Source organism: Lentzea xerophila, from assembly GCF_051094245.1.
GTDB classification, from domain to species: Bacteria; Actinomycetota; Actinomycetes; order Mycobacteriales; family Pseudonocardiaceae; genus Lentzea; species Lentzea xerophila.
On sequence record NZ_CP194934.1, the window covers coordinates 3,145,438 to 3,168,939 of the forward strand.

The following is a 23,502-nucleotide window of genomic DNA, read 5'->3' on the forward strand; positions in this document are numbered from 1 at the left end:
CCGGCAACCTTGACCGGGTCGGAAAAGGCTCATTAGCTTGACTTTCCTCAGGAACGAATCCCTGCTGGCACAACGATTGCCGGCACCCGGAGGACTCAATGGTGAGCTCGCCCGCGCGTGGTCGCGCGCCTGTTCGGCCGTGGACCGGAGTGACCCGATGACGGCCGCGGCACTGCTGTCGGTCAGCGGACTGGTGAAGCGCTTTCCCGGCGTGATCGCCCTGCAGGGCGTCGACTTCGAGGTCCGCGCGGGTGAGGTGCACTGCCTGCTCGGGCAGAACGGCGCGGGCAAGTCGACGCTGATCAAGGTGCTGTCCGGCGCGCACCGACCCGACGAGGGCGAGATCCGCTGGCGGGGCGAGGTCGTGTCGTTCGGCAACCCGACCGCCGCGATGCGCAGCGGCGTGGCCGCCATCTACCAGGAGCTGGACCTCGTGGCGGGACTGTCGGTGTCCGACAACGTGTTCCTCGGCCACGAACTGTCCACAGCGGGCTTCACCCGGCGGGCGGACGCGCGGCGCAGGACCCGCGCGTTGCTCGACCGGCTGGGGCACCCGGACATCTCGCCCGACCGCGATGTCGGGCGGTTGTCCGTGGCCCACCAGCAGGTCGTGAGCATGGCGCGGGCGCTGTCGCTGGACGGGCAGCTGCTGATCATGGACGAGCCGTCGGCCGTGCTGGACCCGGACGAGGTGCGGGTGCTGTTCGGTGTCATCAGGGAGCTCACCGCCCAGGGCGTGGCCGTGGTCTACATCTCGCACCGCCTGGCGGAGATCAGGGAGATCGGCGACCGGGTGACCGTGCTCAAGGACGGCCGCACCGTCGCGACAGGACTGTCCGCACGCGAGGTGAAGACCTCGGAACTGATCGCGTTGATGACCGGGCGCGTCCTGGACAACGTGTTCCCGCAACGGAAACCGGTCGATCCGGCCGCGCGGGAGGTGCTGGTGGCGCGCGGCCTGTCCGACGGTGACCGCTTCCGCGGGGTGGACCTCACGGTCCGCGCCGGTGAGGTGGTCGGGCTCGCGGGCCTCGTCGGGTCGGGCCGCTCGGAGATCCTCGAAACCGTCTACGGTGCGCGCAAAGCGGCCGAGGGCACCGTCGCCGTCGACGGGAAACCGTTGCGGCGGGGGAGTGTCGGCGCGGCCGTGCGCGCGGGGATGGGCCTGTGCCCGGAGGAGCGCAAGAGCCAGGGGTTGCTGCTGGACCAGGCCGTGTACCGCAACATCACCGTCTCGTCGATGTCGTCGTTCGCCCGCTTCGGGTTCCTGGACGACCGCGCCGAACGCGTCCGCGCCACGAAGCTCACCGAGGCGCTGGACGTCCGGCCGGCCGGTGTCGACCGCGTCGTGCGCGGTCTGTCCGGGGGCAACCAGCAGAAGGTGGTGCTCGCGCGGTGGCTCCTGAGGGAGTGCCGGGTGCTGCTGCTGGACGAACCCACCCGCGGCGTGGACGTGGGCGCGCGCAGCGAGATCTACGAGCTCGTCCGCGAGCTGGCGGACTCCGGCGTCGCCGTGGTCATCGTGTCCAGCGACGTCGAGGAGGTCCTGGGCCTGGCCGACCGGGTCCTGGTGGTGCGTGAGGGCCGCGTGGTCCACGACGGTCCGGCCGACGAGATCGACGAGTCCCGGGTCCTCGACCTGGTCATGGAAGGACATGCCGCATGAGCGAGGACACCGCCGCCGTGGCCACGCAGGAAAGAACTCCGGTCGTCAAGGGCAACGGCCGCGGCATCTCGGCCCTGCTCGCCTCCCCGGCCGGGCGCAACACCGGTCTCGTGGTCGCACTGGTCCTGTTGTGCCTGGGCGGTGTGGTCACCGCGGGCGACCGGTTCGCCGACGTCGACAACCTGCTCACCATCCTGCGGCTCGCGGCGGTGATCGGCGTCGTGAGCATCGGCATGACGTTCGTGATCACCGGCGGAGGGATCGACCTGTCGGTGGGCGCGATCGTCGCGCTGTCGTCGGTGTGGGCCACAACCCTTGCCACCCAAGGGATCGCCAACGACGTGCACTGGATCGTCATCGTGTTCACCGCGCTGGTGGTCGGCGGGGCCTGCGGACTGGTCAACGGCGTGCTCATCGCCTACGGCCGGGTCGTGGCGTTCATCGCGACCCTGGCGAGCCTGGCCGCCGCCCGCGGTCTCGCCGAGATCATCTCCAACCGCCGCACGCAGATCGTCGACGTGCCCGGCTTCACCGCGTTCTTCGACGCATCGGTGCTGGGGGTACCGGTGCTCGTGGTGATCTTCGCGGTGGTCGCGGTGGCCGGATGGGTGCTGCTCAACCGGACCACGTTCGGGCGCCGGACGTTCGCCGTCGGCGGCAACCCGGAGGCGGCCAGGCTCGCCGGCATCGACGTGCGGCGGCACACGGTGATGCTCTACTCGTTGCTCGGCCTGTGCTGCGGGCTGGCCGCCGTCATGCTCATCGCCCGCACCACGACCGGCAGCGCCACCCACGGCGGGCTGTACGAGCTCGACGCGATCGCCGCGGTCGTGATCGGCGGCACGCTGCTGTCCGGCGGCCGCGGCACGATCGCGGGCACCGTCTTCGGCGTCCTGATCTTCACCACGCTGTCGAACGTGTTCACCCTCAACAACCTCTCCATCTCCGCCCAGGCCGTCGCGAAGGGAGCGATCATCGTGGTCGCCGTCCTCCTCCAGCAGCGGCTCGCCCGACGCAGCGGCGCCTGACGCCGCGACCACGACCGCCGCCACCCGAGGGAGACAGAAACCCATGCCACACAAGAGAACCGCTCTTCTCGCCGTCGCACTGACAGTGGGACTCACGCTCACCGCGTGCACGGGCAACACGCCGCAGACCCAGAGCGGCGGCAACCAGGGCGGCGTGAAGGTCGCCAACGACGAGCCGGGCGAGAAGGTCGTCATCGGTTTCTCCGCGCCGGCCGCGGACCACGGCTGGATGGCCGCGATCACCAACGCCGCCAAGGCGGAGGCGGGCAAGTACTCCGACGTCGAGCTGCGCGTCGTCGAGGGCACCAACGACGTCAACCTCCAGATCAGCCAGGTCGAGACGTTCATCAACGACAAGGTGGACGCGATCGTGCTGCTGCCGTTCGACGGCGCGGCACTCACCCCGGTCGCGCTCAAGGCCATGCAGGCCGGCATCACCGTGATCAACGTCGACCGCGAGTTCGACAGCCCGTTCGCCGCGCGGTCCACCGTGCTGGGCGACAACCACGGCATGGGCGTGTCCGCGGGCATGTACGTCTGCGACCGGCTGAAGGGCAAGGCGGACGCCGTGGTCGCGGAGATCGCCGGCATCGACTCGCTGCCGCTGACCCAGGACCGCAGCAGGGGCTTCGCGGAGGCGCTCGCGGGCTGCGGGCTGAAGGTCGCCAACCGCGTGGCGGCCGAGTTCACCGTGGAGAGCGGCGAGCGAGCCGCCGCGAACCTGCTGCAGGCCGCGCCGCGCATCGACGCCATCTGGAACCACGACGACGACCAGGGCGTCGGCGTGACCGCCGCCATCAAGAACTCCGGCCGCACCGAGTTCTTCATGGTCGGTGGCGCGGGATCGGCCAACGTGATGCGGGAGATCAAGGCGGACAACGGCCCGCACAAGGCGACTGTCATCTACCCGTCCACGCAGGGCGCCGACGGTATCCGGCTCGCGCGGCTCGCGGTGCAGAACAAGAGCCTCGGCGACCTGGTCGAGGTGGAGATCCCCCGGCAGGTCCAGCTCTACGCCCCGGTCGTCACGAAGGACAACGTCGACCGCTACCTGCCGACCGCGTTCGAGTCCTGAGTGGACAGCGACGAGATGATGAGGACCGCACGGTGACTGAACTTGGCATCGCGATGATCGGCCACGCCTTCATGGGAGCCGCGCACTCCCAGGCGTGGCGGGTCGCGCCGCGCTTCTTCGACCTGCCGCTGCGGCCGGTGATGTCCGTGCTGGCCGGCCGGGACCCCGGCCGGACCAGGGCAGCCGCCGAACGCCTGGGGTGGGCGGAGTCCGTGACCGACTGGAAGTCCGTGCTGGACCGCGACGACGTGCACGTGGTGGACATCTGCACGCCGGGTGACACGCACGCCGAGATCGCGGTCGCCGCCCTGGACGCGGGCAAGCACGTGCTGTGCGAGAAGCCGATGGCCAACAGCGTCGCCGAGGCGGTCACCATGGCGGAGGCCGCCGAACGCGCCGCCCGGCGCGGCGTGCGCGCGATGGTCGGGTTCAGCTACCGGCGGGTGCCCGCCCTCGGCCTGGCCCGCGACCTGGTCGCCCAGGGCAGGCTGGGACGCATCCACCACGTGCGCGCCCAGTACCTGCAGGACTGGATCGTCGATCCCTCCGCGCCGCTGTCCTGGCGGCTCGACAAGGACAAGGCGGGCTCGGGCGCACTGGGCGACATCGGCGCGCACATCGTGGACGCCACCCAGTTCATCCTCGGCGACACCGTCACCGAGGTGTCCGGGACGCTGGAAACCTTTGTGTCGCAACGCCCGCTGGCGTCCGCTCACGCCGGGCTGTCCGGCACCGCCGCGTCCGGGGAGACCGGCCCGGTCACCGTGGACGACGCCGCGTTGTTCCTGGCGCGCTTCGCCGGCGGCGCGCTCGGCTCGTTCGAGGCGACGCGGTTCGCCAACGGGCGCAAGAACGCGCTGCGCATCGAGGTCAACGGCTCGGCAGGCAGCCTGGCGTTCGACTTCGAGGACATGAACGTTCTGCAGTTCTTCGACGGCACCGAGGACTCCGCCGTCGCCGGGTTCCGCCGGATCATGGTCACCGAGCCGGGACATCCGTACGTGGCAGCCTGGTGGCCTGCCGGGCACGGCCTCGGCTACGAGCACGCGTTCACCCACCAGGCCGTCGACCTCGTGCGGGCCATCGCGGAGGGCACCGACCCCACGCCGACGTTCGCCGACGGGCTCCAGGTGCAGCGCGTCCTCGCCGCCGTCGAGGCGAGCGCGGAGTCCCGCACGTGGCAGCAGGTTTGAGGAAGGAACCGGAGATGGCACGTCCGATCACGTTGTTCACCGGGCAGTGGGCCGACCTGCCGTTCGAGGAGGTCTGCCGGCTGGCTTCCAGCTGGGGCTACGACGGCCTGGAGATCGCCTGCTGGGGCGACCACCTCGACCCGTGGCGGGCCGCGGAGGACGACGACTACGTCGCGGACCGGCTCGCGATCCTCGCCAAGCACGACCTGAAGGTGTGGGCGATCTCCAACCACCTCACCGGTCAGGCCGTCTGCGACGATCCCATCGACGAGCGGCACCAGGGCATCCTGTCCGCCCGCAACTGGGGTGACGGCGATCCCGAGGGGGTGCGGCAGCGGGCAGCGGAGGAGATGAAGGCGACCGCGCGGGCCGCGGCCAGGCTCGGCGTCGACACCGTCGTCGGGTTCACCGGCTCGTCGATCTGGAAGGCCGTCGCGATGTTCCCGCCGGCGCCCGCCTCGATGATCGACGCGGGCTACCAGGACTTCGCTGACCGCTGGAACCCGATCCTGGACGTGTTCGACGAGGTGGGCGTGCGGTTCGCGCACGAGGTTCACCCGTCGGAGATCGCCTACGACTACTGGACCACCGTCCGGGCGCTGGAGGCGATCGGGCACCGGCCCGCGTTCGGCCTCAACTGGGACCCGTCGCACTTCGTCTGGCAGGACCTCGACCCGGTCGGGTTCCTGTGGGACTTCCGCGACCGGATCTACCACGTCGACTGCAAGGACGCCCGGCGCCAGGTCGGCAACGGCCGCAACGGGCGCCTCGGCTCGCACCTGGCGTGGGCGGACCCGCGGCGCGGCTGGGACTTCGTCTCGACCGGACGCGGTGACGTGCCGTGGGAGCAGTCGTTCCGGATGCTCAACACCATCGGCTACGCCGGCCCGATCAGCGTCGAGTGGGAGGACGCGGGGATGGACCGGCTCGTCGGTGCGCCCGAGGCGCTGGAGTTCATCCGCCGCAACGCCTTCGACCCGCCGTCGGCCTCGTTCGACGCCGCGTTCAGCTCTGGCGGCTGACGCGCATCCGTGTCACCGCTTCGGGCGGCGGTGACACGGATGCGGGACGACCGCGCCCTGACTTCCGGCGCCGATGGGACAATTGATCGATGGAGAGCACCTTGGGTGTCGAGGCGGGTTCGCCGGCCGCTGTGCTGCGCATGCTGATGGACGGCAGCCCGCGCACCCGAGCGGAGATCGTGGCCGCGACCGGCCTCGCCCGATCCACGGTGCGGGCCAGGCTGGACCTGCTCGTGGCGGCCGGGCTGGTGACGGGCAGCGGCACCGGTGAGTCGACCGGCGGACGCCCGGCCGGCCGGTTCGGGTTCAACCCCGGCGCCCAGCACGTGCTCGCGGCCGAGGTGGGCGCCACCCACGCCACCGTCGCCGTGTCCGACCTGGGCTGCCGCTTGCTGGCCGCCGACCAGGTGGACCTCGACGTGGCGGACGGCCCGGCGGCCATCCTGCCGCTCCTGGTCACGACCTGGCGCTCGTTGCTGCGGACCGTGGACGCCGCGGAGGTCGCCGGTGTGGGCATCGGACTCCCGGGGCCGGTCGAGCACTCCACCGGCCGCCCGAACAACCCGCCGATCATGCCCGGCTGGGACGGGTTCGACGTGCCGGCGGCGATCGCGGCGGAGTTCGGCGTGCCGGTGCTGGTCGACAACGAGGTCAACCTGATGGCGCTGGGCGAGCACACCGCCTCGCACCCGGACGTGCGGCACATGATCGTGGTGAAGGCGGCGACCGGCATCGGCGCCGGGCTGATCAGCAACGGCGTGCTGCACCGCGGCGCGGCGGGCGCGGCGGGGGACCTCGGGCACATCAGGGTGCCCCAGCGGGGCGAGCCACTCGAGGTCCTGTGCCGGTGCGGCAACACCGAGTGTCTGGAGGCCGTCGCCGCCGGCCCGGCCCTGGCGGCGAAACTGCGGGAGCTGGGCCATCCCGCGCACTCGACGGCCGACGTGGTCAACCTGGTCCGTTCCGGCAACCTCGAGGCCGGCCGGGTCGTTCGGCAGGCGGGCAGGGACATCGGCGAGGTGCTCGCCGGGTGCGTCAGCATGTTCAACCCGTCGCTCGTGGTCATCGGTGGCCTGCTGGCGGAGGCGGGCGAGATGCTGCTGGCGGGCGTGCGCGAGTCGATCTACCGGCGCTCACTCCCGCTGGCCACGGAGAACCTGCGCATCGTCGCGTCGGGCGCCGGTGTGACCGCCGGGGCACTGGGCGCGGCGGCGATGGTGGTGCGGCACGTGCTGTCGCCGGAGGTGCTGGACGCGCGGCTGGATGAGGTCGCCGCCGCCGGTTCGTCGGCTGAGGTGCAGCTGTCCTCTCACGCCACCTAGTGCGCTGACCACGAACGTTCACCGGGTGGTGACACGCCGGTCGAGGTGCTGGACTCCTGACCCGTGTTGATCTCACGCTCGACAGCGACGAAGTCGTTGTCGAGCGTGAGGAACGTCGATGGCCGAGCCGGTCAGAGCACGGCGGCTAACCGAGGATGAGGGCCGCACGCTGCTGCGGATCACTCGTCGTGGCAAGCCTGAGTCGATCCGGGTGCGGCGGGCGACGATCATCATGGCCTCGGCCTCGGGGACGCCGCCTCGCCGCCCTCAAGTCGATCAGAGCGGCGAGACCGGACGGCGCCCAGATCTACGTGATCATGGACAACCTCTCGGCGAACAAGACCCCGAAAATCAGGACATGGGCCGCACGCAACACCGTCGAGCTCTGCCTGACGCCGACCTACGCCTCCTGGGCCAACCCGATCGAGGCCCAGTTCGGGCCGCTACGCACGTTCACGATGAGCAACTCCAACGACCCCAACCACACCGTGCTCGCCCGAGTGACCCGGGCGTATCTGTGATGGCGCAACGCCAACGCACGCCATCCCGATGTCCTGGCGGCCCAACGCAAAGACGAGCCCGCATCCGCAGCGAACGCCAACAACGCTGGGCCGCCCACGAGCAGCCTGACCACCCCGGCGAACCTAAGTGGTCAACGCACTAGTAGTGCTTTGTTAGGTGGGATGTTCGGGTGGCTGTCGTGTGTGATCTTCTTGCCGGGTGACTCCGGAGGAGATGGCTCGGGTTCGGCCGGTGATCGAGGACTTCGCCGCGGCGATGTTCGGCGGGTTCGCGCGGCGTGACCAGCGGGCGAAGGGTGAGCTGTATCTGCGCGGGTTGATGCTGGACGGCAGGCGCAAGTCGATGCAGCCGATGGCGGAGCGGCTCGGGGTCGATCATCAGCAGTTGCAGCAGTTCGTGAGCACCTCGACGTGGGATCACGTCGAGGTGCGGCGACGCCTGGCGGCCTGGGCCGGCAAGTTCGTCGACCCGGACGCGCTGGTCATCGACGACACCGGTTTTCCCAAGGACGGCAAGGATTCCCCCGGTGTGGCACGCATGTATTGCGGCGCGCTGGGCAAGACCGGGAACTGTCAGATCGGGGTGAGCGTGCACGCGGTCACCGACTGGGCCTCGGCCGCGATCGACTGGCGGTTGTTCCTGCCGGAATCGTGGGACGACGAGAAAACCGCCGATGACACAACGGCCGCCGAGATCCGGACGCGCCGGGCCCGCAGTGTGATCCCGGACGAGGTGCGGCATCGGGAGAAGTGGCGCCTCGCGCTGGACATGCTCGACGAGGTCACCGGCGACTGGGGCCTGCCGCAGCGGCCGGTGGTGGCCGACGCCGGTTACGGCGATGCCACCGAGTTCCGGCTCGGCCTGACCGAACGCGGCCTGACCTACGTGCTGGCCGTCAGCCCGGCCGCGACCGCCCACCCCGCCGAGGCGATGCCGACGACCGCGGCCTGGGCCGGCAACGGCCGCCCGCCGGGGCCGCGCTACCAGGACAAACCTGTCGACCTGAAGACTCTGGTCATGAACGCGGGCCGATCGGCCGGCAGGTTCGTGGTCTGGCGCCACGGAACCAAGAAGTCACCGGGCAATCCGACCGCGAGCATGCGGTCACGGTTCCTCACGCTGCGAGTCCGGCCGGCCAACCGCAACATCCCCCGCGCCGCCGACGGGAGCCTGCCCGAGTGCTGGCTGCTGGCCGAATGGCCGCCCGGCGCACCCGAGCCCACCGACTACTGGCTCTCCACCCTGCCCGCCGACATCCGGCTGCGGGACCTGGTGCGGCTGGCCAAGATCCGCTGGCGCATCGAGCACGACTACCGCGAACTCAAAGACGGCCTCGGCCTGGACCACTTCGAAGGCCGCTCCTGGCTCGGCTGGCACCGCCACGTCACCCTCGCCGCCGTCGCCCAAGCCATCTGCACCCAGCTCCGCCGCACCCCAAAAGCCCCTGCGCAGGCCTGACGCTCTACGCGGTCCTGCGCGAACTCCAGGCCTTACTCGCGGTCTGGACAGGCGTCTGCCACACCTGCCGACAACCCGTCCAGACCCCAACACCCACAACAACACCCCAGGTCAGCAACACCTAACAAAGCACTACTAGCGCCTTGGGTGACCGCCTGTCACCATCGCGCACCTGACTCTTGTCGACGATCCGACCCACTGCTCGGCGTGTGGACAGCCAGGAGGTCTGATCAGCGCCCTGCGGGTGTGCTTAATCGCCTCGGCCATCTCGCCGTGCCCGTGATGCCGTAGTCCGGCGCAGCGTGCAGGCCATCGTGGTGCGGGTGGTGGTCGAGGTAGCTGGCCACTCCAACCGGCTGGGAGGGGTGCGCCGGGCTGGTTTCGACGAGATCGCCTACCGGAAAGGGCACCGGTACTTGCTGGTCGCGGTCAACCACGACACCGGGCGCCTGGTGTGGGCCGGCGAAGGCCGCAACGCCGAGACACTGGGCAAGTTCTTCGGCGCGCTCGGCCCGGACCGGGCCGCACTACTGACCCACGTCACTGCCGACGGCGCGGAGTGGATCCACGACGTGGTCACCGACCGTGCCCCGCAGGCGACGGTGTGTTTGGACGCCTTCCACGTGGTGGCCTTGGCGACCAAGGCCCTGGAGGAGCTGCGGCGACGCACCGCAGCCACGTGATGCGCAGCAACTCGGCGACCCGGCTGCCCGCCATGTGCGCGGCCAGCCACGCCGCCTGATCCTCCGCGGCGCGGGTGAACCTCGCGCCCGGCCGCACCCATGGCGTCGCGGCCACCAAACACCCCGTGCACCGGGCACCGCACCCCAGCCAGCGGCGACGACCACCCCCGTTGTCGTAGCGGAAACACCGGCGGCCGCACCGCAAGCACCGATCCTGGCGCCGGGCCGCCGGTCGCACCCGCGCCACCACCGCCTCCGGTCACCCTCCCGTTCCAGCTCGACCGACTCGATCACCGCTTGTTCGACACCTGACATCCGCTGGAATACCGTGGCCTCCGCACGCCGTACCTCACGCTATGGGCCTTGGCCTTCGACAGGCCAGGACCCTAGCCACGAGGTACGGCGTGCCTCGTCTCAGCGATCAGAAGCCCGGGCAAAACGAAGATCAACAACCCACAACTGCGGCAGAAGAGCCGGAATAACGTGAGCGCAAGCCAGGGGAATTAAGTGAGCGTTGAATCGCCGACGGCCGCCGGCATGGCCAGCGCAAAGCTCCTGGTCGGCGTCGGTTCTTGATCGTGATTCCCGATGCCGCCAGGAGCTTTGCTGCGTTCAAGGGTCGCGGACTACATCGATCCGATCTCATAACCATAATGTCAGAGCGAAAGCGTACTATCCGCCAACTGGCTACGCCCGCTCCGCTACTCAAATCGAACATGTAAACAATTGCGGAGAACCCAGGTCAGTTGAATTTATAAACACAAGTCTGTTGGTAATAGTCCCTACGGACGGACGTGGCCTTATCGTTAAACTCTCCGACGCTCCACGACGATGCCCCCGGAGCTATGACGGCACAATAGACAGCGGGGGGACAGCCCACGCATGGCGCGTACGCATCGCTCTCGAAATTGGCATGTTGATGCACTGTGACCCACACATTTGACCGATTCCAGAAAGAAGTCGCCTTGTCGTTGAAGCCGTCAACATTAGCATCACTCGAGTAAGTGTTGTAGAACATGCCCTCGTAGTTACTGTGCTCCCACATGCAGAATCCTCCTGCGGGACACTGGCTGTAGTGAGCGCTGGCGGACTGGGGAGCAACAAATGCTGCCGAAACGGCTGCTAGCAGCACCGCCAGAGTTCTGTAGATTCTTCGCTTAGTCTGCATGACTGCTCCTTGCTGGTTCTGTATCCACACTGCGCCGCGCGCGCCTGGAGAGTGTGCGTCCGCGTACATTTATGCGCCTGACACGATGGCGCTTATAACCACTCGCTTCCAAATTGTGTTCGATGTGTTGCGGCAGAGGACTGGGTTATGCGTGTTCGTTCCTGCCGCGCGTTGAACTCAGGGTGTGTTCGTGGCAGTCGGGTGGCGTATTTGCTTGGCGAACACGCCTGCGGTTGTGTCGTATCGTGCGCGACCGATTAGTGCGGTCTAGGCCCGGAGGGGTAGTTGGCTGGCAGGACCGTCCAGGCGACCAAAGCTTTTAGCCCAGTCGACTTGGTCGCGGAAGGTGTCAATGTCCGCGCGCGCTCACCTGCCGGAGCGGCGCAACGCCATCATTGACCAGTGATTGCGATATAACCTGGCTGGAATACGCTGAAGGCCATCCGGCGACACCACCTTCGAGGTGAGTTGCATTGCAGAGTGCTGTATCAGCGATAGTTTCCTACCTCCTGAATGGCAACCTAGACCTACCGCGTGACTATTTCCCGTTTGACCAGGGAGCCGTGCACGATCGGGTCGACCTCGTCGAAAAGCCTGCTCGACCACAGTGGATGCGCGTGCAGAAAGTCGTGTGCGGCGTTCACCTGCAGCGGCGAAGCATCCGCACGACTCATCCGAACCGCTTGCCGTGCACGGCCTGAGAAGTCGCCCAGTTCCGCATGCTCGACCGCCGCCAACTCCTCCCGGACCTCCGCGACGACAGCGTCCGAGAGCGCTGGGTCACCGAACGCGTGCAGGGCTCGCCCGACGCGGTGGACAGCTTCCTCGACCGGCCTGTACGACTGAACGATGGATCCTTGCTCATCGGGCAGATGGGGCTTCCTCACGTGGTCGAGCACCTCGGCGAACGCGTCCCGCTCTCCCTGCCGACGCCAGCCTTCGGTGTTCGGCTCCACGCTCTCGGAGGCGCTCGCCGGATGGGTGTAGGTCCGCCACGCTCACCGGGACAAGGTCGTGAGACTGGCCGAGAGCCGCAACGCCGCTTCCTGGTTCAGCACTGGCGGCAACACCGCGACCGTGCGAGCCAACTGCCCATCACCGGTCTCCCAGACGGCCATCAGCGCGCGGCGGGTTTCGTCGAAGGCGTACTGCGTCATGCCGCCGTCTTGGCGGATCAACAGCACTCGCTCGGAGCGTTCGCGATACAGGCCAGGTCGGCACGCTGCTGTGGACGCGCACTTCGATCACCTGCGCGGTGAGCGCGGTGGTGGCAGCGGGCTGCACCCGGTCACCGGGATGACCCATGCCGAGGCCTCCGAGATCGCCCGCGTCCTGGGTGGGCGATCTCGGCGGAGTGGGAGTGGAGGGCGGGCGGAGCCGCCCGGCGGCGCTGGCCGTGGGGTGACCAGGACTGGACGCCTGAGTTGGCGAACCTGCGCGACTGCGGCCTCGGCGCCACCTGCCCGGTCGACGCCCACCCGGACGGGGCGACCCCGGAGGGGCTGCTGGACGTGGCGGGCAACCTTGTCAAGTGATGAACGGCGAATGTGGCGCAACTTTCTCTGGTGGAGCGAAGGCGTCACTACGGGTGTCACGCGCGCTCGTGGCTATGGGAAGCCTCCGTGCAGGCGTCTGCACCCGCACGGAGGCTTTCGTGTTCTGTAGTAATGGCGACGTTCATCCTTAAGATCCGTTCAATCTGACAGCTAAGTGCGGACTTTTGATTGACAGCCGCCAATAGTCCGGCCTACCGTCGCCTCATGACCGTGACCCGCGTAACACCGAGGGTGGCCACACACCGTCAGTTGGACGCGCGCGCTCGTGGGGAAGAGCCGATGACCAGGCCGGTGACGTCGCTCGGCGGCCGGCCGGACGGACACCTGACCGCGGTCACGGGGCCGGGGCCCAGAGCTGATCGGCCCAGCGTGTCCGTGGGCAAGGAGCCCACCACGGCGACCCAGCACCTGCTTCGGCTCATGCGCACCGGCGCGACCGACCGCGCGATCGCCCGCGAGCTGGACATCAGCCTGCGCACCCTGAACCGGCGCATCGCGCGCCTGCAGTCGTTGCTGGGCGTGCAGTCGCGGTTCCAGCTCGGCGTGCTCGCCGCGGAGCTGGAGTGGCTCGCGGTGGCTCCGCCGCAGGCCGTCGGCGAGTGACCGGTAGGCCCGCTGCGGTCTGCTCGTCCTCGTCGGCCGTATCGAGTGCTTCGCGGGCGTGATCAGCCTGCCGTTGACGCTGCGCTGATCCCCTTGGCGCCGGCCGGCTGTCGAACAGGTCCCGGATCCTGGCCTACCCGGCCGCCCGGATGAGCCGCGACCACGTCCTCCGCGACCGTGTCGGGTCACCGATTTGTAGGCTGCTCACGCGGGCGGCCGGGCGGAACCCGCGGCGGTCGGCGCGCGTCGACTCCGACGGACAAGGCTCTCGGGACACGAGGACGATGACGGAAGAGACGTTCGGGCCGTACCGGATCGAGCAGTTGCTCGGCCGCGGCGGGATGGGCGAGGTGCACCGGGCCTACGACACGGCGCACGACCGGTTCGTGGCGCTCAAGAGGCTGTCGCCCGGCTACCACGACGACGAGGACTACCGCGCCCGCTTCCGCCGTGAGGCGCGGATCGTCGCACGGCTGCGCGAGCCGCACGTCATCCCCATCCACGCCTACGGTGAGATCGACGACCGGCTCTACCTGGACATGCGGCTGGTGGAGGGCGCCGACCTGTCGGACGTCATCCGCGAGGGAACCATCGAGCCGGCGCGGGCCGTGCGCATCGTCGAGCAGGTGGCGAGCGCCCTGGACGCCGCGCACGCCGACGGGCTCGTCCACCGCGACGTGAAGCCGTCGAACATCCTCGTGACCGCCGGCGACTTCGTGTACCTCGTGGACTTCGGCATCGCCCGCAGCGTCTCGCCGTCCGCGACGGGCCTGACGGCGTCCGGCTCGGTGGTCGGCACCCTCGACTACATGGCCCCGGAACGCTTCGAGAGCGGCCCGGTGGACGGCCGCGCGGACGTGTACGCCCTGGCCTGCGTCCTGTTCGCCTGCCTGGCGGGCCGGCGCCCGTTCACCGCGGAGGGCACCGCCGCCCAGATCTGGGCGCACATGAAGGAAGCGCCGCCCAAGGCCTCCCCGCTGAACCCGGCGGTCCCGGCGGCGCTGGACGACGTCATCGCGACGGGCATGGCCAAGGACCCCGCCGACCGCTACGCCAGCGCGGGCGCGTTGGCGCGGGCGGCGGCCCAGGCTCTGACCACCTCCGCGACCGGCCTTGCGACTCCGTCGGCCGGACTCGCCACCCCGCCCTCGGGACCGCCCGGACAGCCTGGACATGCCACGCCCGCGACTCCTCCGCCGGCCGGCCAGCCCGGACTCGCGAGCCCCGTGACCCCGCCCGCCGGCCAGCCTGGGCTCGCCATCCCGGCGACCCCGTCCTCGGGACAGCCCCGACCCGCGACCCCGCCCGCCGGTCAACCTGGGCTCGCGACCTCCGCGACCCCGCCCGCCGGACTCTCTCCACTGGCGAGCCCTCCGGGCGGCCTGCCACAGCCCGCCGGGCCGGGGCAGCAGGGGCGGTCCGCCTGGCCGGCGGCACCCGAACCCCGGCACGGGACCCCGCCCGCCTTCCAGCGCACCGCGACCGGCCCCCAGCCCGTCCCCGCCCAGTATTCGCAGCCGTACCCGCCCACCCGCACCCAGCCCGGCGCGGCGTCACCGGGCAAGCGGGTCGCTCTCGTCGGCGGCGCACTTGCGGCCGTGGTGGGGATCGTCGCGGCGGTGTTGTTCGTCGCGAACGGTTACAAGATGGCCGGCTCCGGCACGTCCAGCAGCACCCCGACCAGCACCCCGGTCAGCACTACGACAAGTACGGACGCCACCACCAAGGTCACCACCACGACCCGGTCCCCGCAGGTCGACGCGCTGCTGGCCGCCCTGCCGACCGTCTACCGGACCACCGAACTGTGCGTGCCCGCCACCCCCGACAACGGCCCGGTCGCCGCGGTCCGCTGCGGCAAACCGAACTCCTATGACCCCAGGTTCCCGCCACCGGTCGAGGCCGAGTTCCGGCTGTTCGGCGACCGCGCCGCCCAGGACGCGTACTTCCAGGCGCTGGTGACCAGCCGGGGCATCCCGCGGATGGACGAGCGCGGCGGGTGCCGGCCCAAGTCGGACCCCATCCACTACGCGCTCTACTACCGCGAGGTCTCCGGCCCGCTGGCCGGCGAGTTCACCACGTGCTTCCTCGCCGACGGCAACGCCCAGGTCTGGTGGGTCGACAGCCGCACCCTCACCATCGGCGTGCTGAAGACGCCGGGCGACATCGACACCCTCGACAAGCTCGACCTGTGGTGGAACGTCTCGATCCTGTCGGCGCCCTAGCCACGTGTCGTTGCTGAGGGTTCGGCGCCTTGTTGCTTCACAGGCGAGCCGCTGCCTTCACAGTTCGCGGGGGTCCGGCGCGCTCGACGGCAGGTGCGTACCGTCCCAGGCTCGCCGTTCGGCACCCGCTGGATCGACCTCGTGTCGCAGGTCCTCAGCGAGCACGCCCACGCACCGCTCGTCCGTCCGGTAGACGGGCCAGCCCGGATCGCCATCCCGGATGAAGCGCACCCACGTGCCGTGGACGGTGTCGGCCACATCGCGCGAAGGCGAGTTGCCGATGAGCGCATGGGTGGGCTGCTGGTGGATCGTGTCGAAGACGTAGGGAAGCTCGGCGGCGTGCGCCGGGCCGAACCCGTGGTTCGAACGGTCCTGCGGGTGGTCGAACCGGTAGACCCAGGTCTGCGCCGCGCTCCCGCGGGCTTCGGCCACCCGGATCGCGGGGATCGCGAACATCCAGTCACCGAAGACCGCCGCCAGCACGTCACCCGCCGAGGCGCCGGGCCGGTTGCGGCGATACAACGAGAGGCCGCTCTCCGGCAGTCCGTAGCTCCGGGCGGACGCGGCCAGCGTCGCGTCGTCGATGGCGCCGATCGACCCGTCCGCGACGAGGAAGAAGCGTCCTTCGTCGCGGTTCCAGCCGGTCAGCAAAGGTACCGAGGAACCTGCCCCGGACCGGTACGCCACCAGCGGATGGACTGGCAGCACCTCGCCGTCGACGGTGGGGGCGAAGGGGGTCAGCGTCAGTGCCAGGGACCCCCACTGGACGGGGTCGGACATCGCCTTGACGTCGCGCACCACCCCGTCGGCGGCGCGGGCCAGCACCGCGGGGTCGACCTGCCGCAAGGCGGCGCGGGTGGGTTCCACCGCCAGGCGCTCGGCGAGGCGCAGACCGACAGTTCGCCCCAGTTCGCCGGTGAGGATGTGCAGTGCCCCACCGCTTTGCGCGATGGCCTGGGCGAAGAGACCGCGGCCGCGCTCCAGGGAGAGCAGGGTGGTCACGCTCATCGCCCCCGCGGACTCTCCGGCCAGCGTGACCCTGCCGGGGTCACCGCCGAAGGCCGCGATGTTCTCCTGCACCCACTCGAGTGCGGCGAGCTGGTCGAGGAGGCCGAGGTTGGCCCCGCCGTCACCGAGGAGGAGGAAGCCCTCCGCGCCCAGCCGGTAGTTGATGGTGACGCAGACGACGCCGTCGCGGGCGAACGCCGAGCCGTCGTACTGGTGCACCGATCCGGAGCCCGCCACGAACGCGCCGCCGTGGATGAACACCAGCACCGGCAGGCCCTCGGCGGCGGGGTCGGGGGTCCAGATGTTGAGGTTCAGGCAGTCTTCGCCCGGAATGTCGATCTCCGGCAGCAGGACCCGGAACTGGGGTGCGTACGGCTCTTTCGGTGCCGTCGGCCCGTAGTCGAGCGCGGGCCGTACCCCGTCCCACGGCTCGGCCGGTTGGGGTGGGGCCATTCGGTGTGCTCCGAAGGGAGCCGCGGCGTAGGGGATGCCGAGAAAGCGCGCCACGCCCCCGTCGGCCGATCCCTCCACGATCCCCGAACGCACCCGCACACGCGCCGGCGTCATTGCCATCGTTCCTCCTACGACCTCTGGGCAGCCGGTCAGATCCCGGCCGAGCCGTGGGCCATCGCCCAGCGGCGGAAGGGCGTCGTCGCCACACCCAGTTCGATGGCGAACTCGGGATGCGCAGGTGCCGGATGCGCACTCATGTACCGCTGGCCCTGGAAGAACGCCGCCAGGGGACCGTCCGCAGGCACGTCGTCCGGGCTCGCGGGAAGCTCGATGGTCGTCCCGAAAGCCTGCGACAGCATTTGTGCGGCCGCGCGGAAGCTCAACACGTCACCAGCCAGTTCGAGTTCGACGCGGTGGAACCGCTCCGGCTCGGCGAAGACCGCGGCGGCGGCCCTTCCGATGTCGTCGACCGCGACGAAGGGGAGCCGGACGTCGGGGTCGACGGCGACGAGGAGCCGGTCCGAGGTCATGTCGGCGAAGTAGAACGACGGCCGGAGGAAGTTCTCCATGAAGGTGGCCGGGCGCAGGATCGTCCACCGCGGGAAACCCGCGGCGCGCACGAGATCTTCGACCTCGCGCTTGTTGCGGTAGTACTGCCCCGTGTGCGCGCCCCAGCGGGAATCGTCGAAGTTGTCGAGGTCGACGGTCCCCGCGCCCGAGACCGAGGTGTGCAGGACGTGGTCGACACCGGCCGCGAGCGCGGCCTGGACGAGATTGTGTCCGCGCCGGACCTCGGAGTCGCCGGACGGATCGGTGAGGTCGGGCGTCTGCACGGAGAACACCGCGCGGGTGCCGTCCAGGGCCGCTTTGAGCGATGGGAGGTCGTCGAGGTCGCCGCGGACGAGAACGGCACCGAGGGCGGCGAGGGCGGCGGCCTGCTCCGAGGAGGGGTCGCGGACCAGGGCGCGGACCGGAACGCCGGACCTGAGCAGGGCGCGGGCTACGGCGCCGCCCTGCTTCCCGGTCGCTCCGGTGATCAGTGCGGCAGATGGCGTGGGCACAGCAGATCCTCTCGAACCATGAAATAGGGGGGGACACCCCGTTTTGCGTTCGCTACAATATGGGGTGCCCCACCATTTGTCCACAGTGAGAGGCCGTGCGGGTGGTCAACCCCAAGAACAGGTCGCAGCGCGCGGACTGGCAGCGCAACCACGAACGGCTGGTCGCGACCGCCGCGGCGCTCGTCGCCCGGGACGGCGCCGAGGTCTCCCTCGAGGAGATCGCCCGCGAGGCCGGCGTCGGCTCCGCGACCCTGCACCGGCACTTCGCCTCCCGGCACGCGCTGCTCGAAGAGGTCTTCCAGGACTCGTTCGACCACCTGCGCCGACGAGCCGAGGAGCTGGCGGATGGTGAGCCTCGGACGGGACTCATCAGCTGGCTGGAAGAGTTGACGGCCGCCGCGGCGGACACCCGTGGCCTGGCTGCCTCACTCGGCGTCGGCGAGGCTTGTCACGCCATGATCCGCGACGCGACGACGGTCCTGGTGAACCGCGCGCGGACTGTGGCCGCCGTCCGGCCGGAGGTCTCCGCGGGCGACCTGCTGACGTTGGTGACGGCCGTATCCCTCGTCACCGAAGGCGACGCGTCGGCAGCCCGGCGCCTGCTCGATCTGGCCCTCGTCGGCGCGTTGAGCCGACTGCCGTCACCGGGCCAGTCGAAGGGACTCTGAGGCTGCCGTCACGCAGGTCATCGTGTCGGCGGGGGCGCCGCTCCCGTCGTGGTCGTGACCGTCGTGGTTGTGACCGTCGTGGTTCCGTGCGAGCCGGGCACGCCGTCGGGAGTGGTGAGCACACCATTGGTGGTCGAGGTCGGCTGCAGGGACGGGCCAGGCTCCACCGGAGTGCTGGGCGGTTCGGGCAGCAACGCGAGTCCCAGCGCCAGAACCGCGACCGTGGCCACGGCGCTGCCCACCACCGCGGCGGTACGGCGTCGTGACCGTGCCGCCCGGCTGCGCCTGATCAGCTCGGTGGCGGAACTGGAGCCCGGTGGCGCCGCCTGCGTTCGCAATGCGGAGAAGATCGCTCGGAGTTCGTCCTCGTGCACCATCAGACCTCCAGCCTCGATCCAGGCCCGAGCCTGCGCCGCAGCGCCGTCAGTCCCTTGCTGCTCTGCGACTTCACCGTGCCGGTCGAGCAGCCGAGGGTGGCGGCGACGTCCTCCACGCTCATGTCGTTCCAGTAGCGCAGCACCAGCACCGCACGTTGACGCGCGGGCAGGGTGGACAAGGCCTCCCACACCACGAGCCCGTCCTCGGCGCCCGGCGCGGTGAACAGTTCCTCGGGCGGTGCGTCGGTCAGCTCCTCCCTGCGCCAGCGCAGGCGTCTGCGTTCGGCGAGGAACGTCCGGACGACGACCTGCCGCAGGTACGCCTCGATCCCGTTCCGGTCGGCCAGCTTCGGCCCGGCCTGGTAGAGCTTCATGAACGCCGACTGCATGACGTCCTCGGCCTCGTGCCAGTTGCCGCACAGCAGGTAGGCCGTGAACCGCATCGACTCGGCGCACCGGTCGAAGAGTTCGGCGAACTCCGTTTCCCAGCTCAGCATCGTCCCCTATCCGATGGGCCGTGGCTGTGCCGACGGCACGGATGAGGGCGTCCGCTGCCACGTCATGTCGTCCGTCCGGACCACCGTGGGACGTTGCTCCGGAGGTCGTTCGGCGTCGCTGAGCGTGAGCACCGGAATCGCGAGAACGGCGAGGGCGAGCAGGAACACCGCCACCGCGATCACCCGGCCCGCTCGCACCGCGACTCTCCCCAAGGGTCAGTGGCTCCAGCAGACGCCCTCACCCTTATTCATGCGATGGGACACCGGTTTGGTTGCCCGCGTGTTCCCGGATCTTGCGCGCTCGTCCTTTGTGGACGAGCCAGGGCGGGCGTCACTGCCTTCGCTGGTCCTGGAGTTCGGCGACCGTGCGAGCGAGCCACTCGGACAGGAGCGTTCGCTCACCATCGCTGAGAGCGGGAAGCTGGGGGACGGCTTCCCTGAACGCGACCACGAGCGCCATGGGATCGGTGGCGGCCGGCACCGGCGCCGAGGTGAGGATCTCGGCGAGCACCGCGTCCAGCAGCACGTCGGTGAGCTCCGGGTCGCGCTGGTCCTCCGGCCGGCCCAGCAGCGTGAGCACGGCGCCGCTGCCGGCGGCCCGGATCATGTCGACCGCGCGCGCCACCGAGACGTTCAGCAACCCCGCCGCTGCCAGCCGTGCCACCCGAGCCCGCAGGACCTCGGTCCCGGCTGTGGAGGCGGCGGAGCGCTGCGCGCGCCCCGGGTCGACGAGCAGCAGGAACACGTCCGGGTTGGCGAGGCTGAAGTCGATGTGGCTGTGCCACGCGAGGCGCAGGTCCTCGACCGGGTCACCGTTCTCGCCGGCGGCTTTGGCGGTCTTGCCGGCGACGTGGTCGGCCATCACCTGCTCCGCGACCGCCTCCAGGAGGCCGTCCTTGTCCCCGAAGAGCCGGAAGATCGTCGGGGCCGGTATCCCCGCCTCCTGGGCGACCGCGCGGGTCGTCACCGCCTTGGCGCCGCTGGTGCGGAGCAGGTGGGCGGCGGCAGCGACGATCCTGGAGCGGGCGTCGGCGCGGGTCTCGACGATGGGCGACTCCGTCATGGATCGATGATATCAGTGTTCCGCTATCATTGATTCGGATCAGTGATAGCGTAGAGATGAATCGTTGATTCAGGGAGAGGAAGTCATGATCATCGTCACGGGTGCCACCGGCAGGCTCGGTCGCCAGATCGTGGAGAAGCTGCTCGAGAGCGTTCCTGCCGAGACCATCGGGGTGAGCGTGCGTGAGCCGGACAAGGCGGCGGCCTTCGCTGATCGCGGCGTACGTGTGCGGGCCGGCGACTTCACCGAACCGTCGACTTTGGACCGCGCCTTCGAAGGTGCCGACGAGGTGCTCCTCGTCTCGGCCGCGATCCGTGGTCCGCAGGCCGCCGAGGCGAGCAGGGCGGCGGTCGACGCCGCCGTGCGAGCGGGCGCGTCACGGGTGCTCTACACCAGCCATCAGGCGGCCTCGTTCGGCTCGTTGTTCGACCCGGCCCGGCAGCACGCGGCAACCGAGAAGTACCTGGCTGAGCAGAACGTCGCGTACACCGCACTGCGTCACGGCTTCTACACGAGCACCTTGGAACACTATGTGCCCGCGGCGCTGCAGTCCGGCGAGTTCCGCCTCCCGGCCGACGGCCCGGTCTCGTGGACCGCGCACGCCGACCTGGTCGAGGCGGATGTCGCGGCCTTGACGAAGCCCGGCCTGTTCGACGGTGCGAGCCCGCCGCTCACCGCCCCCGGCTTGCTCGACTTCTCCGACGTGGCAGGCATTCTCAGCGAGATCACCGGACGCACGATCACCCGAGTCGTCATGGACGACGAGGAGTGGAAGGCGACCGTGATCGCCCAGGGCATGCCGGAAGCGGCGGCGGAGTTCACCCTCGGCATGTTCCGCGCGGCACGAGCCGGTCAGTTCGCGGTGACCGACGCCGCTCTGGAAAACCTGTTGGGACGCCCGGTGATCTCGGTGCGCACCGTGATCGAGGAGAACCTGCGGCGCGGATGATGGCAGGTCAGCGGAGCCCGGATCCGGCGGTCGGTGCCAGGCGGATCGTGGATTCGATCCTGCCCACCAGTGCGGAAACGGTGTCGGAGATGGCCGGGCAGCGGGGGTGGCCGTGGACGGCGTCCAGGACGCGTTCGCGGTCCGCGGCGTCCTCGAAGCGCCGAATCCAGACGAAGGCGTCCTCGTCGCCGACCACGGTGAAGGACCCGGCCACGGTCATCCCCATCTCCTGGTGCAGCGGAATCACGGTCTCCTCCATGTAGCGGGCCAGTTCCGGGCCGAAGCCGGCGCGGGCATGTTCCGTACGGATCTCGTAGAACATCGGCTGTTCTCCTTGATGGCGGATCAGGGCTTGGGTGCGACGCGTGCGGCGGCGAGCGCGTAGACGTCCGGAGATCCTTCCCACGGGCAGGTGCGCAGCACGGCCCAGCGGGTGATCAGCCAGCATCCGTCCACTTTGCACAGTGTGAGCCGCCAATATCCCCGCATGGTGCAGAAGTCGACGACGCCGGGGTCCGCGGGCACGTGGTGGTAGGCGACCACGTGCGTGCGGCACTCCGCTTCGTCCCCCGACTGCCGCACGACCGGGTTCGAGGTGGCGTGGTGGGTGCTGTCGAAGCCTTCGAGTGTGCTGCGGGCCAGTTCGACCAGGTCGGCGGCCGCCACGGTCGTCGGCGGCCGGTCGAAGTGGTGGGCCGACAGGTCCAGCAGCACCTCGTCGGCGACGGTCGGCGTGAGGTCAGTCAGGCTGGTGATCCTGAGGCGAAGCTCGGACAACGACCTCACCACCCTTCTCCACGACTCCGGCGGTGAGGACCTCCACGTGGATCCCCATGACCTGGTGCCCGTACGTCCTGCGGATCATGGTCACGACCGGCAGGTCACGCCAGCCAGTCGCGGGATCGACCTCGGTCGCGGCGCAGCGCCGGGTCTGCCGGACGCCCCGGACGCGCACACCGCCCAGTTCGAACTCCTGACCGACCAGGTCCAGTTCGGACCATGGGGGCAGGCCGTCCACCAGGACGTTGGCGCGAAACCGCAGGGGATCGACCGTGGTGCCCGTGCGTGACTCCAGGTCGCGGACCGACGCCAGGTTGATCACCGAGAGCCAGTGCATCGCTCCGTCCCCGAGCGCGTTCGCGTCGGTGAAACGCCTGCCCGGTTCCCGCGCGAGCACCGGCGCCACGCCTGGGGGCAGGTCGAGCACGCGGGCGAAGAACCGCACCGCGTCGGCGACGCCGTTCTCCGTCCTCAGGTCGGCTTTCAGTACGTCGTGTCCCGCGACTCGCGCGGTGAGGACCTCCGTCCGGACGTCGAGGTGCGTGCCGAGCCCGGCGAGGCGGTGATCCGAGACGAGGGCGAAGAACTCCTTTTTCGGCAGCCCCGCACGGGTTCCTGGCCGGTATTCGCCGTCCGGCCGGGCGAGCGCGAACACCCGGTCGTCCGGAATGCCGTGGCCAGGGCGGAGCGTGACACGGTCCAGCGGCTGTGCGCTGAGCCCTTTCACCGGGTAGACGAGCAGTTCCCGCACCGAGCCTCGTTCCCTCACCATGTAGGCGGCTCCACCCCGGTTGCGGCTGACGGCATGGGTCTGCTCATAGAAGTATTGCCGGACAAGGATTTCTCGCTTTTCTGTCGCCGCCGATATTTTGCGATCGCCGTGCTTGTGAAACTAGGCACGCGGGGATACGACGACAAGTGCGTTCTCGGCAATGGAATGTTCGCTTTCGCGCAATCCGGTCGGTTCGCCGCAGAGGAACGCCAGGTTTCATGAGTCGGACCATCGTGCGTGCCTGGACCTGGTCCGCTGGCTGTTCCGCGGCGACGCGCACGGTGGCGGCACAGGCCGGCGCCCGAAGCATCGACGCAGATCGATGATTGCGTTAATCGACCGCGGTCGATACAGTC

Annotated in this window: 26 protein-coding genes; 13 read left to right on the plus strand and 13 right to left on the minus strand. The window is 69.7% G+C overall.

The annotated features are described in order from the left end of the window. Positions 1-157: 157 nt before the first annotated feature. The 9 genes from ACRSBM_RS15195 (at position 158) to ACRSBM_RS15235 (ending at position 9,969) form a co-directional block, all read left to right on the plus strand. Positions 158-1,666 (plus strand): sugar ABC transporter ATP-binding protein, encoded by a 1,509-nt coding sequence (locus tag ACRSBM_RS15195; protein ID WP_434444028.1) that lies wholly within the window; start codon positions 158-160, stop codon positions 1,664-1,666. Further along, entirely contained in the window at positions 1,663-2,694 is a 1,032-nt protein-coding gene (locus ACRSBM_RS15200) for an ABC transporter permease (RefSeq protein WP_434444029.1), read from the plus strand. Before ACRSBM_RS15195 ends, ACRSBM_RS15200 begins: the two co-directional genes overlap by 4 nt. Before the next feature lie 43 nt (positions 2,695-2,737). Then, positions 2,738-3,769 (plus strand): substrate-binding domain-containing protein, encoded by a 1,032-nt coding sequence (locus tag ACRSBM_RS15205; RefSeq protein ID WP_434444030.1) that lies wholly within the window; start codon positions 2,738-2,740, stop codon positions 3,767-3,769. Positions 3,770-3,822: 53 nt separating this feature from the next. After that, positions 3,823-4,962 (plus strand): Gfo/Idh/MocA family protein, encoded by a 1,140-nt coding sequence (locus tag ACRSBM_RS15210; RefSeq protein ID WP_434453085.1) that lies wholly within the window; start codon positions 3,823-3,825, stop codon positions 4,960-4,962. A gap of 14 nt (positions 4,963-4,976) precedes the next feature. Further along, positions 4,977-5,984, plus strand: a complete 1,008-nt coding sequence (locus ACRSBM_RS15215) for a sugar phosphate isomerase/epimerase family protein (RefSeq protein WP_434444031.1) — start codon at positions 4,977-4,979, stop codon at positions 5,982-5,984. A gap of 89 nt (positions 5,985-6,073) precedes the next feature. Beyond that, positions 6,074-7,306 carry an ROK family protein gene (locus ACRSBM_RS15220; RefSeq protein ID WP_434444032.1) on the plus strand — a complete coding sequence of 411 codons (1,233 nt, stop codon included), beginning with the start codon at positions 6,074-6,076 and terminating at the stop codon, positions 7,304-7,306. Between the two features lie 317 nt (positions 7,307-7,623). Further along, entirely contained in the window at positions 7,624-7,827 is a 204-nt protein-coding gene (locus ACRSBM_RS15225) for a hypothetical protein (RefSeq protein ID WP_434444033.1), read from the plus strand. A 199-nt stretch (positions 7,828-8,026) separates the two neighbouring features. Beyond that, entirely contained in the window at positions 8,027-9,286 is a 1,260-nt protein-coding gene (locus ACRSBM_RS15230) for an IS701 family transposase (protein ID WP_434444034.1), read from the plus strand. A gap of 302 nt (positions 9,287-9,588) precedes the next feature. Continuing rightward, on the plus strand, positions 9,589-9,969 hold the full coding sequence (locus ACRSBM_RS15235) for an ISL3 family transposase (protein WP_434444035.1): 381 nt from the start codon (positions 9,589-9,591) through the stop codon (positions 9,967-9,969). On the opposite strand, the gene ACRSBM_RS15240 is transcribed toward ACRSBM_RS15235, so the two are convergent. From ACRSBM_RS15240 to ACRSBM_RS15255, 4 genes are all read right to left on the minus strand, one after another. Then, a complete protein-coding gene (locus tag ACRSBM_RS15240) occupies positions 9,863-10,219 on the minus strand; it encodes a transposase family protein (protein WP_434444036.1) in 357 nt (118 codons plus the stop codon). The two genes, ACRSBM_RS15235 and ACRSBM_RS15240, sit on opposite strands and share 107 nt — an antisense overlap. A gap of 492 nt (positions 10,220-10,711) precedes the next feature. Then, positions 10,712-11,206: a peptidase inhibitor family I36 protein gene (locus ACRSBM_RS15245; protein WP_434444037.1), complete on the minus strand. Its 495-nt coding sequence runs from the start codon at positions 11,204-11,206 to the stop codon at positions 10,712-10,714. Positions 11,207-11,664: 458 nt separating this feature from the next. Next, complete coding sequence (locus ACRSBM_RS15250; protein ID WP_434444038.1) at positions 11,665-12,093, minus strand: hypothetical protein; 429 nt, start codon at positions 12,091-12,093, stop codon at positions 11,665-11,667. 42 nt (positions 12,094-12,135) lie between these two features. Further along, positions 12,136-12,321 carry a hypothetical protein gene (locus ACRSBM_RS15255; RefSeq protein ID WP_434444039.1) on the minus strand — a complete coding sequence of 62 codons (186 nt, stop codon included), beginning with the start codon at positions 12,319-12,321 and terminating at the stop codon, positions 12,136-12,138. Between the two features lie 651 nt (positions 12,322-12,972). Here ACRSBM_RS15255 and ACRSBM_RS15260 point away from each other — a divergent pair. Together ACRSBM_RS15260 and ACRSBM_RS15265 are read left to right on the plus strand one after the other, a co-directional pair. Further along, the gene (locus tag ACRSBM_RS15260) at positions 12,973-13,296 is read left to right on the plus strand and encodes a LuxR C-terminal-related transcriptional regulator (RefSeq protein ID WP_434444040.1); all 324 of its coding nucleotides are present in this window, start codon (positions 12,973-12,975) and stop codon (positions 13,294-13,296) included. Between the two features lie 284 nt (positions 13,297-13,580). Beyond that, the gene (locus tag ACRSBM_RS15265) at positions 13,581-15,518 is read left to right on the plus strand and encodes a protein kinase domain-containing protein (RefSeq protein WP_434444041.1); all 1,938 of its coding nucleotides are present in this window, start codon (positions 13,581-13,583) and stop codon (positions 15,516-15,518) included. Positions 15,519-15,575: 57 nt separating this feature from the next. Here ACRSBM_RS15265 and ACRSBM_RS15270 read toward each other — a convergent pair whose 3' ends face one another. Both ACRSBM_RS15270 and ACRSBM_RS15275 read right to left on the minus strand, forming a co-directional pair. Next, entirely contained in the window at positions 15,576-17,099 is a 1,524-nt protein-coding gene (locus ACRSBM_RS15270; protein WP_434444042.1) for a carboxylesterase/lipase family protein, read from the minus strand. 29 nt (positions 17,100-17,128) lie between these two features. Further along, entirely contained in the window at positions 17,129-18,040 is a 912-nt protein-coding gene (locus ACRSBM_RS15275; RefSeq protein WP_434444043.1) for an NmrA family NAD(P)-binding protein, read from the minus strand. Positions 18,041-18,135: 95 nt separating this feature from the next. On the opposite strand from ACRSBM_RS15275, the gene ACRSBM_RS15280 reads away from it, so the two are divergent. Further along, positions 18,136-18,708, plus strand: a complete 573-nt coding sequence (locus tag ACRSBM_RS15280; RefSeq protein ID WP_434444044.1) for a TetR/AcrR family transcriptional regulator — start codon at positions 18,136-18,138, stop codon at positions 18,706-18,708. A gap of 17 nt (positions 18,709-18,725) precedes the next feature. Here ACRSBM_RS15280 and ACRSBM_RS15285 read toward each other — a convergent pair whose 3' ends face one another. The 4 genes from ACRSBM_RS15285 to ACRSBM_RS15300 form a co-directional block, all read right to left on the minus strand. Further along, positions 18,726-19,085, minus strand: a complete 360-nt coding sequence (locus ACRSBM_RS15285) for a hypothetical protein (RefSeq protein ID WP_434444045.1) — start codon at positions 19,083-19,085, stop codon at positions 18,726-18,728. Then, the gene (locus ACRSBM_RS15290) at positions 19,085-19,582 is read right to left on the minus strand and encodes a SigE family RNA polymerase sigma factor (protein ID WP_434444046.1); all 498 of its coding nucleotides are present in this window, start codon (positions 19,580-19,582) and stop codon (positions 19,085-19,087) included. The genes ACRSBM_RS15285 and ACRSBM_RS15290 overlap by 1 nt, the downstream gene beginning before the upstream one ends. A 6-nt stretch (positions 19,583-19,588) precedes the next feature. Continuing rightward, a complete protein-coding gene (locus ACRSBM_RS15295) occupies positions 19,589-19,780 on the minus strand; it encodes a hypothetical protein (RefSeq protein WP_434444047.1) in 192 nt (63 codons plus the stop codon). 133 nt (positions 19,781-19,913) lie between these two features. Continuing rightward, complete coding sequence (locus tag ACRSBM_RS15300; RefSeq protein ID WP_434444048.1) at positions 19,914-20,645, minus strand: TetR/AcrR family transcriptional regulator; 732 nt, start codon at positions 20,643-20,645, stop codon at positions 19,914-19,916. Between the two features lie 85 nt (positions 20,646-20,730). Between ACRSBM_RS15300 and ACRSBM_RS15305 the strand changes: the two genes are divergently transcribed. Continuing rightward, positions 20,731-21,594, plus strand: a complete 864-nt coding sequence (locus tag ACRSBM_RS15305) for an NAD(P)H-binding protein (protein ID WP_434444049.1) — start codon at positions 20,731-20,733, stop codon at positions 21,592-21,594. A 7-nt stretch (positions 21,595-21,601) separates the two neighbouring features. On the opposite strand, the gene ACRSBM_RS15310 is transcribed toward ACRSBM_RS15305, so the two are convergent. From ACRSBM_RS15310 to ACRSBM_RS15320, 3 genes are read right to left on the minus strand one after another with little or no spacing between them, the layout of a single operon-like run. Continuing rightward, positions 21,602-21,916, minus strand: a complete 315-nt coding sequence (locus ACRSBM_RS15310; protein ID WP_434444050.1) for an NIPSNAP family protein — start codon at positions 21,914-21,916, stop codon at positions 21,602-21,604. 23 nt (positions 21,917-21,939) lie between these two features. Next, positions 21,940-22,371: a nuclear transport factor 2 family protein gene (locus ACRSBM_RS15315; RefSeq protein ID WP_434444051.1), complete on the minus strand. Its 432-nt coding sequence runs from the start codon at positions 22,369-22,371 to the stop codon at positions 21,940-21,942. Then, positions 22,334-23,146 (minus strand): MOSC domain-containing protein, encoded by an 813-nt coding sequence (locus ACRSBM_RS15320; protein WP_434444052.1) that lies wholly within the window; start codon positions 23,144-23,146, stop codon positions 22,334-22,336. The genes ACRSBM_RS15315 and ACRSBM_RS15320 overlap by 38 nt, the downstream gene beginning before the upstream one ends. Between the last annotated feature and the right edge of the window lie 356 nt (positions 23,147-23,502).